At 42.2% G+C, this 14,007-nt stretch carries 12 protein-coding genes; 7 read left to right on the forward strand and 5 right to left on the reverse strand.

The window, feature by feature from the left end; genetic code table 11:
- Window positions 1-43: 43 nt before the first annotated feature.
- Genes phnE through phnC form a run of 3 tightly spaced genes read right to left on the reverse strand, consistent with a single transcriptional unit; the run spans window position 44 to window position 2,709 of the window.
- Window positions 44-823, reverse strand: a complete 780-nt coding sequence (gene phnE / locus MSG36_RS08755) for a phosphonate ABC transporter, permease protein PhnE (protein ID WP_048612996.1) — start codon at window positions 821-823, stop codon at window positions 44-46.
- Window positions 824-883: 60 nt separating this feature from the next.
- Window positions 884-1,879, reverse strand: a complete 996-nt coding sequence (phnD, locus tag MSG36_RS08760; RefSeq protein WP_086967486.1) for a phosphonate ABC transporter substrate-binding protein — start codon at window positions 1,877-1,879, stop codon at window positions 884-886.
- 17 nt (window positions 1,880-1,896) lie between these two features.
- Complete coding sequence (phnC, locus tag MSG36_RS08765) at window positions 1,897-2,709, reverse strand: phosphonate ABC transporter ATP-binding protein (RefSeq protein WP_248367301.1); 813 nt, start codon at window positions 2,707-2,709, stop codon at window positions 1,897-1,899.
- Window positions 2,710-3,305: 596 nt separating this feature from the next.
- On the opposite strand from phnC, the gene MSG36_RS08770 reads away from it, so the two are divergent.
- The 4 genes from MSG36_RS08770 to MSG36_RS08785 all read left to right on the forward strand — a co-directional run bounded on the left by MSG36_RS08770 (window position 3,306) and on the right by MSG36_RS08785 (window position 7,223).
- A complete protein-coding gene (locus MSG36_RS08770) occupies window positions 3,306-3,971 on the forward strand; it encodes a PAS domain-containing protein (RefSeq protein ID WP_146492698.1) in 666 nt (221 codons plus the stop codon).
- A gap of 24 nt (window positions 3,972-3,995) precedes the next feature.
- Window positions 3,996-4,379 carry a RidA family protein gene (locus MSG36_RS08775; protein WP_017111552.1) on the forward strand — a complete coding sequence of 128 codons (384 nt, stop codon included), beginning with the start codon at window positions 3,996-3,998 and terminating at the stop codon, window positions 4,377-4,379.
- Between the two features lie 37 nt (window positions 4,380-4,416).
- Complete coding sequence (locus MSG36_RS08780) at window positions 4,417-5,823, forward strand: cation:dicarboxylase symporter family transporter (protein ID WP_248367303.1); 1,407 nt, start codon at window positions 4,417-4,419, stop codon at window positions 5,821-5,823.
- 77 nt (window positions 5,824-5,900) lie between these two features.
- Entirely contained in the window at window positions 5,901-7,223 is a 1,323-nt protein-coding gene (locus MSG36_RS08785) for a CoA-disulfide reductase (RefSeq protein WP_248367305.1), read from the forward strand.
- An 87-nt stretch (window positions 7,224-7,310) separates the two neighbouring features.
- Here the strand turns inward: MSG36_RS08785 and MSG36_RS08790 are convergent, their stop codons facing one another.
- Window positions 7,311-8,165, reverse strand: coding sequence for a glycerophosphodiester phosphodiesterase family protein (locus tag MSG36_RS08790; protein WP_048609068.1), 855 nt, complete (start codon window positions 8,163-8,165; stop codon window positions 7,311-7,313).
- Here MSG36_RS08790 and MSG36_RS08795 point away from each other — a divergent pair.
- Window positions 8,065-9,648 carry a sulfatase-like hydrolase/transferase gene (locus MSG36_RS08795; protein WP_248367308.1) on the forward strand — a complete coding sequence of 528 codons (1,584 nt, stop codon included), beginning with the start codon at window positions 8,065-8,067 and terminating at the stop codon, window positions 9,646-9,648. The genes MSG36_RS08790 and MSG36_RS08795 overlap by 101 nt on opposite strands.
- A 698-nt stretch (window positions 9,649-10,346) precedes the next feature.
- Here the strand turns inward: MSG36_RS08795 and MSG36_RS08800 are convergent.
- Window positions 10,347-11,150: a YeeE/YedE thiosulfate transporter family protein gene (locus tag MSG36_RS08800; protein WP_248367356.1), complete on the reverse strand. Its 804-nt coding sequence runs from the start codon at window positions 11,148-11,150 to the stop codon at window positions 10,347-10,349.
- Window positions 11,151-11,337: 187 nt separating this feature from the next.
- Between MSG36_RS08800 and MSG36_RS08805 the strand changes: the two genes are divergently transcribed.
- Together MSG36_RS08805 and MSG36_RS08810 are read left to right on the forward strand one after the other, a co-directional pair.
- On the forward strand, window positions 11,338-11,865 hold the full coding sequence (locus MSG36_RS08805) for a hypothetical protein (protein WP_248367311.1): 528 nt from the start codon (window positions 11,338-11,340) through the stop codon (window positions 11,863-11,865).
- 26 nt (window positions 11,866-11,891) lie between these two features.
- Entirely contained in the window at window positions 11,892-13,910 is a 2,019-nt protein-coding gene (locus MSG36_RS08810) for a DNA phosphorothioation-associated putative methyltransferase (RefSeq protein WP_248367314.1), read from the forward strand.
- Window positions 13,911-14,007: the final 97 nt, after the last annotated feature.

The raw sequence follows: 14,007 nt of genomic DNA on the forward strand, positions 1-14,007 counted from the left end.
TCACTTATCTAGACAAGTTCTTTTAAATAGACATCTAAGATGCCTAAATAAACTTCTTACGAATGATTTGAGAAACGAAGTCGATAATGCTTACCGTCACGATAACAATCGCCATAATTGCGGCAGTTTGTTGCAACTGGAAACCTGAGATAGATTGCCAAAGCAATACACCGATACCGCCCGCGCCAACCATGCCGACAACCGTTGCCGAGCGAATGTTCGACTCCAAGCGGTACAGTGAGTACGAAATCCAAAGTGGCAACACCTGTGGAATCACGCCGTAAAGAATCACTTCGATAGGATTCGCGCCTGTCGCTTTCACACCTTCCATCGGTCCGGGTTCAATCGCTTCAATCGCTTCGGCAAAGAGCTTGGCAAGCACGCCCGTTGTGTGAATGAACAGCGCCATCACGCCTGCAAATGGCCCTAATCCGACAACCACGACAAACAGCATTGCAAACACCATTTCATTGATAGCGCGTAAACAGTCCATCAATCGACGAATTGGAAATGTCACCCAGCTCGGCATCAGGTTTTCAGCACTCAGAATGCCGAATGGAATCGCTAACAGAATCGATAACACGGTTCCCCAAATGCCCACTTGAATCGTCACCAGCATTTCGGTTAAGTAGACATTGCTTTCACTAAAGTCAGCAGGGAAAAAGTCTTTACCTAGCTGAACCATGTTCTCTGGGTGTTCAAAGAACATCATTGGTGCCATTTCCGCGCCTTGCCACGCCCAGCTAAGGACCAGTAGTGCTATCACAGCAATCACGCCGTTTTTAATCGACAGCTTTGAAGAAGGCTCGTAACGTTGAGTCATTGCAGTCATTGTTCTCATACTCTTTTATAGCGCCACCCACAGCGGCGCATGGGGATGGGGTTAACCTTTCAGCGCATCAATTTCTGTTTGCAGCTGGTCGATTTCGGCTTGGTATTGCGCCATACGATCGGCTCTCACTTTCTCGCTAAGGTTGCTGTTGTTTTCCGCTTCAACCAGCTTCTTAAACGCTTCCATTTGACGAATAGGCAGTAGTTGGTTGTTATCGGTAGCAGCAAAACCAGACCAAGCCAGTTGGTTTAGGTTTTTAAGCTGCTCAGGCTGTTCGCCGTAGCTCACGAAGAAATCACGCGCCTTTTGTTTCAAGCCTTCATCTAAGTCTTTACGGTAGGTAATCACATCTGATGGAATAAGCTCTGACTGCCAAACCACCTTGAGCTTGCTAAACAGCTCAGGGTTCTGATCTTCAATGCGAATAAGGCTCATGGTGTGATTAGTTGCGACATCGACTTGGTTATTCGCTACGGCCATCACGTTAGCGCCATGGCTTGCAGTCACATTACGGTGAAAGTCATTCGCGGAGATGCCATTGTTGGCAAATGCTTCGAAGTTCGGAACGAGGAAGCCCGAAGTAGAATTAGGATCGCCATTACCAAGCTTGAGTGTTTTGTGTTGCTCTAGAACATCTTCAAGCGTGTTGATGTTGTCGTTTTCAGCGTTAACAATCAGTAAGCTGTAATAACCCTGTAAGCCATCTTCATCGATGTAACGAACGAAGGCTTCAGCGTTTGCACGGTCAACAGCTTCCATTGCCGCCTTGTTTCCGTAGTAAGCAAAATCCACTTTGCCAAAACGTTGTGCCTGAATGATGCCTGCGTAATCGGGTGCGAAATAGGCGCTCACTGGCATGCCTAACGCTTTACCTAGGTCATCCAAAAGAGGCTCCCAGCGGCTACGCAAGTTTTGTTGTGCATCGGTTGCGATGATGCCAAAGTTAATCGAATCTTTAGCAAAAGCGTGGCCAGCAGTGAGAGTCGTCATCAACACAGTTGCTAGCGTCACGGCCTTCTTAATCCCTGATTTCATTGAATGAAACATCTTAAATTCCCTGATACTTAAAAAGACGCAGCGAGCACGTCGTTAGGTTGAATATGTGGCGTGTTTGTCGATTTTTTAGAACGATATAGATCTTCAAGCTGAGGCTTAGTCAGTTCCGCACTCTTTCCTTCGTAGAACACTTGGCCGTCTTTAAGCGCGATGATGTTTTCGCAATACTTAAGAGCGTGGTCGACTTGGTGGAGTGTTACGATCACAGGAATGCCTTCCTTTTGATTGATATCCGTAAGCAGCTCCATCACGATGCGTGCTGATTCTGGATCAAGCGAAGCAATTGGCTCATCGGCAAAAATGATTTTGGCTTTCTGCATCAGCGCACGTGCGATTGCGACACGCTGTTGTTGACCACCTGATAGGTTACCAACGCGTTGGCCTGCAAAATCTTCCATGCCAACGCGACGCAGTGCTTCAAGCGCCTCTTGCTGTTGTTCAACCGTAAAAATACCCGTCAGAGTGCGCCACTTAGGTGTTGAGCTCAGTGAGCCAATCAATACATTGGTCATCACAGATAAGCGGTTAACGAGATTGAATTGTTGGAAGATGTAACCCGCTTGCGCACGGATGTCGCGGACATTGCTGTCTGCCTTACCGTTCGCCTGTACCGTTTGGCCAAGCACGTTAATTTGAGAGTCGGTGCTTTTATCTCCGATGATCAGACCGCTTAAGTGACGAAGCAGTGTAGATTTACCTGAACCAGACGGACCAAGTAGCGCCGTCATCTTACGACTGGTAATCGTCAAATTGATGCCATTCAGTGCCTTGTTCGATCCGAATGTTTTGTTGACCTTCTTAACTTCAATGATGTTATTCATCGTCAATGTCCCTGTTTGATTTAAGGCCACTTTGACGTTTGAATATTAAAGTTACGTGTCGGTTTATTTGCAGAAATGAAATATTCCAAGGGGTTAGTCAACTTGTCTAGACAAGCTTAACTCGCTGTTTTAAATACCAAAAAATCTAGGAATTTGCGGGAGAATATCAACTTATATACGGAGGTAATTCACAGTAATTTGACAATAAAAAGCTCAATAAAAATCGCAGCGTCTTGGAGTTCTCCAAGTAATAGATACACACCTCCAATAACGAACAAGCTCACATATAAAAAAGCATCCCATTATGGAATGCTCGTTTCACCTCAATCGAGAATTTGTTCTAGATCATTAAAGCCTTCAAAAATGCAATCTTTGATTTTAAATATTTAAACTTTGATGGAGTTTAAGAAATTAAACCATATTGAGGATAGTTTGGTGATCCTGTTCAAATTTCACTCTTAATTTCAGTTGAATTTCCATTATTTGTTGACGTTTGAGACGCTTTTTACCAGTTTACAGAAGTTTACTGCACCTCGCTCAAATACCACTAAAGGAGTACGTTTCAGTCATCAAGTTCAAAAATGTAAACCGAAACTATGAATGTAAAGCAAGTTAAATTCACCGATGAAGACAGAGAATGTTTAAACAATTACTTCCGTTTAGCAGACACGCTCGCTGATTTGATTGGCCCCTACTGTGAAGTAGTCATCCATTCATTTGAAAGCTTAGAAAACTCGGTCGTGAAAATCGTCAACGGTCATCATACCGGTCGTGAGATCGGCTCTCCTATTACAGACTTAGGTTTACGTATGTGGAGTAAATTCGAGAAAACCGGCGAAGTTTCTCCAAAAAGCTACTTCACCAATGCAGCAGACGGATCCCTACTGAAATCGACTACCTGCGTACTGGCTGGTCCACAACAAAAGCCGATCGGCATGTTGTGTATCAACATGAACTTATCTTTCCCATTTCCAGAAATCGTCAAAACGCTGATGCCGCAGTGCAATGTGCCGCAAGCCATTGTCAGCGAGACATTCAGCAACAATGCAAACGACGTAATTCAACAAGCACTGAGTTCAGCCATTAACGAGGTTGACCAAGACGAGTCGGTTTCTTCCAAAGGTCGCAATAAAGCCATCATTCGTTGTTTATTTGATAACGGAGTATTTGAGCTAAAAGAGACGACTACACAAGTATCAGAGCAACTTGGGATCAGCCGACAGGCGGTTTACAAGTTTATCCGTGAATTTAAATCAGAATAAAACCAATAATTTAGGAGTTATATCGTGAAACAGATCATTGCCACTGAACAAGCACCTGCAGCTATCGGCCCTTACTCACAAGGTACGTCTTACGGCGACATGGTTTATACATCAGGTCAATTACCTCTCGTTCCAGAAACGATGCAGTTTGTTGAGGGCGGCATCAAAGAGCAGGCTCGTCAATCGCTAGAAAACTTAAAAGCGGTATTAGAAGCGAGTAATGCGGGACTGGACACAGTGCTTAAGACAACCTGCTTCCTATCAGACATGGAGAACTTCGTTGCCTTTAACGAAGTGTACACAGAGGTGTTTGGTACAGAAAACGCACCTGCTCGCTCTTGTGTTGAAGCAGCACGACTACCAAAAGACGCACTGGTTGAAGTTGAAGCCATCGCATACAAAAAATAACCGACTTAGGTATTAATGGGTATCATAGGAGATTCTCATGAGCGTTTCATTTATTGGATTAAGCGTACTGTTCTTTGGGTTCTACGCACTGCTGTCGAACTTCAAAAAGCAAAAGAAAAGTTTTAACTTCCGCGTACTGAGTGCGCTTGCTGCTGGCTTACTGTTCGGTGGCGCAATTCAACTTGTTTTCGGTGTCGGCAACGTTGCGACATCTGGCTTTGCTGAACTGATTTCGGTGTTCGGTAAAGGCTACATCAAACTTCTACAAATGATCGTTATCCCGCTAGTATTTGTGGCGATGATCTCTTCGATCATGAACGTTGAAGGCGGCGGCGCGCTATCTCGAATCGCACCAAAAATCATCGGTATTCTACTTTTCACTTGTGCAATCTCAGCAGCCGTTGGTATCGCAAGTATTTACCTATTTGGTATCGATGCGAACGCACTAGTAAGCACAATCGGCACAAACAGTGCGATTGAAGCTCGTGGTGATTCACTGGTTGCAACACAAGATGCAATGGCGAGCAGCGGTCTGTCTGGTATGGCTCTGTCTATCATTCCAACCAACATCTTTGACATGCTAACAGGTTCTCAACGTACTTCTACGCTATCAACTGTACTGTTCGGTATGTTCCTTGGTTACTGTATCCTTCAAGTGAAAAACCGTAAGCCAGAGAAAGTGCAAAACTTCGTTGATTTCATCAACTCTGCAAAAGAAGTGGTGCTTTCAATGGTACGTGAAATTCTGAAGCTAACGCCTTACGGTGTATTCGCTCTGATGACCACGTTCATGATGACCAACGACCTGTTCGCACTTGCAGAGATGGGACGCTTCCTTCTAGCAAGCTACGTAGCAATTGGCGTTATGTTCGGCATCCACTTCGTCATGGTGTCAATGTTCGGTCTTTCTCCTGCTAAATTCATGAAGAAAATCTGGCCAGTATTAGTGTTCGGATTCGGTTCTCGCTCAAGCATGGCAGCTATCCCGCTAAACGTTGAAACACAAACTCAACGCCTAGGTGTAGATGAAGAAACAGCAAACATGTCAGCGACATTTGGTACCAGTATTGGTCAAAACGGTTGTGCAGGTATCTACCCAGCAATGCTCGCAATCATGGCGGCACAAGTAATGGGCATGCCTGTAGACTTGAGCTTCGTCCTACAACTGATAGCTGTTATCGCAATTGCTTCATTCGGTATCGCAGGTGTTGGTGGCGGTGCAACGTTCGCAGCAGTAGCGGTACTGACCATCATGGGTCTAGACATCACAGTAGTCGCGATTCTAGTGTCTATCGAAGCGTTAATTGACATGGCTCGTACAGCGCTGAACATCTCAGGCTCTATGTTGTCAGGCGTTCTTACAGCGAAGAAGAATGGCTCATTGGATACTGAACAATACGACGCTGACGTTACAGCGACAGTATCAAAAGAAGCAGCAGTATAATTCTCAAACTTAATTAAGAGCACTCCACTTGAGTGCTCTTCTGTTTTTCCTGAGTTCAGGTTATTTAGGTAGTAAATATGAAAGTTGTTGTTATAGGCGGTAGCGCCGCGGGTATGAGTTTCGCAGCTAAATACAAACGTAATCAACCATCAGACGAAGTCATCGTTTTAGATAAGCGTAGCTACATCTCTTTCGGAGCCTGTGGCTTACCTTACTTTGCAGGCGGCATGTTTGATGACACCGAGCGAATGATCTCTCGTACGCCAGAACAAGCCATCAAATCTGGCTTGGATGTACGTGTAGAAACAGAAATGGTGTCGTTCGACCGCACTGAAAAGCAAATTACGGTACGTCACCAAAATGAGGAAAGCATCATCGATTACGATATGTTGGTCATTGCGACAGGTGCGCGACCAATCGTTCCCTCATTCGGTGAATTCAATTCAGAACACGTATACACACTAACAAGCATGGAAGATGGCTTAGCAGTCAAACAAGCACTTAAAAATGATAGTAAACAACGCGTGTGTGTCATCGGTGCAGGCTTTATCGGGCTGGAAGTCTTTGATGCAGCACATGGCTTAGATAAGCACGTGACGATTATCGAACGTGAACAACACATCATGAGCCGTCAGTTCAGCCCAGAGATCATTGAAGTAGTTGAAGGTGCAATTCGTGAATCCGGAGCTGACCTTAAAACAGGTTGCAGCGTATCTGCGATTCGCGATGCCGAGCAAGGTGGTTACATCGTAGAAACCGATAACGGCAATGTAGAAGCTGATGTCGTGATCCTGTCACTCGGCTTCAAACCAAACACTGAAGCATTCGAATTACCAAAAGCCGCAAATGGCGCGTTGTTGGTGAATGAATATGGTGCTACTGAAGATACTTACATCCATGCTGTAGGTGACTGTGCCGTTGTCCATCATATGGCATTAGGCAAACCCGTTTATGTTCCTCTAGCAACCACAGCCAACAAACAAGCACGCATGATGGCAGACAAGCTAGCAGGAAAAGACACTTACATGTCAGGCTTCTTAGGTTCATCTTGTTTGAAAGTTCTCGATTACGAACTGGCGTGTACAGGCGTATCCGAGCTTCTGGCGAAAGAACATAGCTTAGATGTGAAAGTATCAACGATTTCAGATAAGAACCAAACGGATTACTACCCAGGCCAAGAAGACATCAAGGTGAAGTTGGTTTATCACCCAGAGACCAAGGTTCTTCTAGGTGGTGAGATCGTAGGTAAGAAAGGAGCGGTTGGCCGTATTAACGCACTAGCAGTTGCTATCACCGCGAAGACGACGACTCAACAACTAGGCTACATGGACTTCTGTTATGCTCCCCCATTTTCACGTACATGGGATGCGCTGAACGTGGCAGGAAACGTCGCTAAGTAAGCGAGCTGGTTGTACTAGTCCCAAAGAATATTCATTTCAACATCAAAGCAGAGCGATTAAGCTCTGCTTTTTAGATAACCTACGATCTTATAGTTCATCTGATGGAAGAACAAAGTCGACATATAACGCAAAATTTCCGATTCCAGAAGCTTTAATACCATCCAAGTCTAAATCATTTGTCGAATAGATCATGGAAGAAACCCCCATGTTGCTTAGTTCTATCGCCTTCTTATACTCACTCCCAAGCGAGCCAAGGTTATCACCCCGATACGTCACAGCCTTAATTTTATTTAAATCAATCCACTCAAGAATAAATGGTGTATTTAGGTCTATATTTAATGCGACATTATTAAAACCTAACTCTATTGCTTCATTATATTTATCTATACTGAATACTTCGATAATAGATTTATCTTTATCTATTATATATTTTGAAAGCAAGGCAAGATTTTTTATTTTGTCCGTAACTAACACCACGTCATTTTCATCTAGAACATCAATAGCTGTAGATATATTTAATGTTTTATATTTATCATAAATTATCTTTGATTCAAACTCTTTATAGCTAATAGACCCAGTATTATTAGAATTTGTCATTTCGTGAAAAGACTTCCAATCATGAGCAGCAACAATCCTTCCATCCGATGAGATAAGTAGATCTAACTCTATCATCTTGAAACCATGTTCAATTGATTGCTCCATCGCTTCTAACGAGTTTGTATATTTTAATCCATTGATTCCCCCACCGGCATGTGCGATCAAACCACCAGAATTAACGATAATTTCAGAGATATTATTATGTTCATTTGGGTATGCCTGTACATTGCCTCTCCATACATCAATGACTACACTCATCGAAGGGCCGATAACAAAAGCTACCCAAAAACATATGAGAAGTAGACAAAACATTGATATTAAGACTCTGATTCCTTTAAGTATCATGACATTTTACCTGTTGAGAACTGGGGCTGATGATAATGTGTGGTTTACCCTGTCAATATTGAGTTTAAACATGTTATTTATAGCAACTATAATAGCATTTGTCGGTAATAGATTTGTATTTCTTCTTCTCACGGTAATAATGACTTTTGATTTCTACTTAAGATTAAACTCTCTAAGCTTAGACTTAGGTGTCTTAGGGTCGGTTTTAGAGTCTAATCGAGGTGAAGTTCTTGAATATATAAAAAGCATTAGCTCCGTAACATATTTAAAGGTAATTGTATTTTTCATTCTGGTTTTTCTATCATTTCACATTACCTTAAGAAAGGTTGGTAAGTCATTTTCATTAATTATGTTGATATTATTTTCCAGTATATTAATCACCAAATTTTATAGCTTACATGATAATAAAAAGACGACATACCTCAATGAAGAATACTTAAAAACAATCCATCATGAAGTGTGGTTTAGTTTTCTAGGGCTAATTACAGTTATTAAACCTATTTCTTTATATTATGAACTGTCTCTTCTCGAGGGGGGAAAATCAGTAATCTCTTCAAAATGGGAGAATGTTCATACAAATAAAGTATTAAAGGATATTTACATCGTAAATATTGGTGAATCTGTTATTAAAAATTACTACCCATCGTATAACGAAGAGAATGGAAAGATAAAAGGCGCAGCCATATTTAATGGTGTTATTTCCCCATCCGTTGTTACATATTTCTCAGTCCCTCGAATATTATCAAAGAGCCTAGATGTAAACAGGCATGATAAAAACTTAAATGTGATAGATCTTGCTAATGATGCTGGAATGAAAACTTATTGGATATCAAATCAAGCTAAGATCGGGCAATACGAGACACAGGTATCCGCAATCGCGAGTAGGGCACATTACCAATATTATAAGAATACGTCTTATGATAAAGCCGAACCCGATAACATTCTCCTACCAGAAGTGATCAAGGCGATTCGTGAAGAAACTAAAAGGCCAAAAGTGATTTTCATCCACACCATGGGGTCACATTATGATTTTTGTAAAAGATTTGATGAAGAAATTTCACTAAAAGCCCACGATAACAAGTATCTAGCGTGCTATTCAAAATCAGTGGCTTATGGCGTGGCTTTTATAGAGAAGCTTAGAGACCTACTCACGATGCATGATAAAACATATAAAATCATTTATTTTTCTGACCATGGCCTAACATCTGTAAACGTTCCACCGTATCTGATTCACGGAACTGGCTCACATTTTTCAAGGCAGGCAGTAGAAGTACCTTTCATAGCAATGAGTAATGATCCACAAGAAACGAAAATACATTCGGTTAAATATAACCTAAGAGACTTTTCAGACACATTTGCACAATGGGTAGGAATATCTTCAGAACAGACAGAGCAAAACAAAAGTATCTTCAATACCGAGTACATAGGAAAGGAGTATGACTCTGTGTTAACGAGTGAGTTCAAGGTAAGAAAAATCGACTAAGCGAACAACTGATACAGAAGATTCTGAATACCATTAAGTTTACTTAGTAAGTAACCTTCTCCGCATATCAAGTTATCCCTCACCTAACACTGTGTAGGCGATATCAGCTCGATTTTATTTATCCAAGAGCTTCATTAACCTTGTTAGCAAACAGCCTAATGAAATGATTTAGGGGACTCTGATAGTATCGGTGAGTGAGTAACTGAAAAGTTCACTATTTGACTGGAATATATAATAGTTTGAAACGGTACAACGAAAAAAAGCCCGCTGATTTCTCAGCGGGCTTTTTAATGGTGGTGGAGGGATAGGGATTTGAACCCTAGAAACTCCGATATTCATTCGTTAAATAACCTGATATCAATAACTTAATCATAACGCAGACTAAACTTGCTAATGATTGACTAACTAAGTTGACTATAGTTAATGATTCGTAAATCCGTCAAGTAACGCTTCTAAAATATCCTATATTCGTTCACTTTAGACCTAAAACCACTTCCCTCACAGGCCGCGTTTACACTAAATCACATATAGTTGAAACTTGGTCAAACAGACACTTACTGAAATTACATATCCAATCGGCGCACTGCGCCGATTATTAAGCATAAATAAATTTTGGTTAGAGCTTAATGTCTTCTTACTACTTCAATAATAAATGTATACGACGTTAACTATCAAAGATCGATAAACTGGGAGTAGTTTCATTTTGTATCCCGACTCTGCAAGACAAGAGTCCCAAGATAAATACCCACAATGATACTCAACACAGAAAAAACGCCCGCCAGAGAAAGTACTGGCATCGCCACTAACAGCTGAGTATCGTTCCCTCCACCAGCCATCACAGCGCCAAACCCCATAAGCACACCAGCAACCAAGTGTTTACCCAATCGACGTATAGAGCTCAACCTCAAAGAAAAAGATCCAGTAAACAACGCGGCGCTAACCATTCCAATTAACAACGAGAGCATCAAAATAAAACGCTCGCGGCTTGGCCAATCTTCAGCTTTATCGTGCCAAAGAGAAGTCCCCATAGATTTCAACAATCCACTTGGCGTCCAGTGTGGTTCATAAAGGAATACAAAACCTGCCGTTAAGCCAATTCCCAGCATTGATAACCATAACTTACGGTTTACCGCATTCATGAAATAACAACTCACCACAATAATGAATGAAATGCTCCCAAGGAATACATAGCGAGAAAAATCAGACAATACCAACTGCTCTCCCTTTAACTCGTTAGGTAAAACGGGAGCAAATAACAACCAAGCAACGAACCACCCTAATATCGTCGCCAGCATCACAACTTCACCACGAGCTAAACGGCTTACGGTAGATACCCCGCAACCACTATTAATTGCCGCTCCAATACCAAAAAGAAAACCACCAAACAGAGAAAACAGACTCGGCCAAAAAGCAGTGAATAAAGGCCGCCCTTCTACGACAGAGCCAAGAGCCATAGAGACCCAAGCAAGCGAACCACTAAACACAATCGCAACGATGAACATCGGTGATCCGCTTTTCGCCTCTTTAACTCCTCTCACCATACAAAGGCCCGTAGTTTGGGCAAGATACCCCAACAAGAAGATGCAGAGTAAAGCGAGAATAAACAACATACATAGCCTCCGAATTGCATTGATTTTACTGCTGTCGTTCGTTAAATATAGTAGCAACCTAGAACCCTAAGGACAGAATATGCACCACAAGCTTATTGATTGGCATAAGTCTCGGCATCCTAATTACTTAGGAGACAACAAGGTTAATAAACTTTCTGCCACTGAGCTTCAGTGTTTAACGGTTCAAATTTTACAGCCTATCGAACGCTCACTAGGAGAGGTAACGGTGACCTATGGTTATACAAGCCATCCTCTTTTAAGGTGGATATTGAAAAATAGCTCTGGAGATATGGCGCCCGATATTGACCAACATGCCTCTATGGAATTCAACTCCCGGGATAGCCGTATCTGTAAGCGCAATGGGGCTGCGTGTGATATTTATGTTGAAGGGTATGAGCAACGTATGGATGAGGTCGCTCGATTTATCTGCACGCATTTAGAGTTCGACCGCCTCTATTTTTATGGCAAAGATAAACCGCTGCATATTAGCGTTGGGGCTGATAATTCAAAATACGCACTTAACCGACAACGCCGAAGTGATGGACTTCGCGTAAACACAAAAAGTGCAAAAGGCAGCGCCACACAGGCATTGTTTGATGATTTATAATCTTCAAAAGCACCTAAGGACTAGTAATGAACGAAGAGCTATTTGCTGAACTTACCTCTCAAATAAAAGTTGGAAAACAACTTCCCGATGCAATTTATCTTCATAAAGACGCATTCAGCGCATTGCCTAAAGTATTAACACAGTTCATTCCTGCCGTAGCAAAAGCCGTTAACTTAGATGAAGAAGACTGGAACCTCGTAAAGCTGTTTAAAAAAGAGTTCCGCTTATCTCTTCTTCACTACCCTAATTTTTATACTGATTCCTATCCCGCATTAGAACAAAGCCTTAATGTCGACCTCTCTAAACTCAGCCATAAAATCATGAACTACGAAGGCTCTGAAAACCCTCCGATTTTGCACCGCAAAGAGACCATGGTTCTGCCTGACAGCGAATACTTCGAGCATTTCATATCCCTAACGCAAGAAGGTGAAAATGCAGGGCTTTACGAGAACAGTCGCTTGATCGGATTTAAGCGCTCTTGGGAGAATTTGATTGCACGCCATGGCTACGAGCTTGTCGATGGTCGACTATTCCGATGTTCCTCTGTGACAACGCAAGAACAGGCAGGGATTGATAGGCACAGAACGGCCATCGTGCGTCATGAACTCTCCGCACCAATGAAGACTCTTGTTAAACATGGCTATTTAAAAGGCGAACACTCAATTTTCGATTACGGCTGTGGCCGCGGAGACGATTTAAGAGAGCTCGAAGCACATGGCCTCGACGCTCTAGGTTGGGATCCGAACTTTCAACCCGACAACGACAAATCCAATTCTGATATCGTAAACATAGGATTTGTTCTTAACGTAATAGAAGATCAAGATGAAAGACTCGATGCCTTACTAGGCGCATGGGAGCTAGCAGACAAGTTTCTGGTGGTTTCTGTCATGCTGGCTAACGAAAACTACATTGCTCAGTTCAAACCTTATAAAGATGGGGTGATTACCTCTCGTAACACCTTCCAAAAATACTATGCGCAATCAGAAATCAAAGCGTACATAGAGAGAAGCCTACAAGAAGACGCCATTACCGTCGCACCCGGTATTTTCTATATTTTCAAAGACAAACTCGAAGAGCAGCAATACCTTCAGAGTAAATACAAACGACACCATAAATGGAAACAACTGACTTCACCAGAACCTATTGAAGCCAAAGACAAAGCTAAACTGCTTATCACTCAGCATCAAGACTTGTTTAATAACTTTTGGAATACCTGCTTAGAACTCGGCCGCATTCCTGCCAACGATGAATTTGAACAATCGGACAAAGTAAGAGAGCTGGTTGGCTCACACAGAAAAACCTTTAACTTACTGCAAGAGATGTTTGATACCAAAGAGTTTGAACAAGCAGAAAAAAACCGAAAAGAAGATCTTCTCCTCTACTTTGCTATGGGACTGTTTGAGAAAAGAAAACCCTATACGCAGCAACCAGAGCCGCTTAAGCGCGATATCAAAGCCTTGTTTGATGATTACAAAACCGCGATTAGCCTAGCTGCAGAATTACTGTTCGCAATTGCAGACACCGACTTAATTCATCAGCAATGCGAGAAAGCACATGGCCTGTTACCAGCAAGCCTTCTTAATAAAGGGCATTCATTGATTCTGCATCGAGACTTTATTGGTGATTTGCCATTATTGCTGCGAGTCTACGTAGGCGCAGGGTTGCAAATTTATGGTGAGCTGGATGAAGAAATAGACCTAATTAAAATTCATATCACATCAGGGAAACTCACCCTAACCGCCTATGATTACTTTGAAAAATCCGTGCCTTTCTTAGTAGAACGCATAAAAATCAAGATGGCAGAACAAGACATAGATTTCTTCGACTACGTTAATGAAGATCGCAGGCCACCACTGCTGAATAAGCACCTTTACATGCCAACCGAGCACGAGAACTACAAGAAACAACAGAGCTTCGACAAACGATTGGCGAAGCTCATGGAGTTTGAAGCAAGTGAGGAAACACAGATGATGAGAGCAGAATTTGAGGTACTTTTAGAGAAGGAGCATAAAGAAATCAAAGGGTTTACGCTAAGTTCAAAATAGCGCTTTTTTAGTACTATAAAAACCTATGGTTACCATAGATATCTGGCCTACATACCTGTAAAATATTCAGCCTATTTTGGCATACCTATGTGATAAT

It is taken from the genome of Vibrio sp. 1CM8B, from assembly GCF_023161685.1.
GTDB lineage: Bacteria > Pseudomonadota > Gammaproteobacteria > Enterobacterales > Vibrionaceae > Vibrio > Vibrio coralliirubri.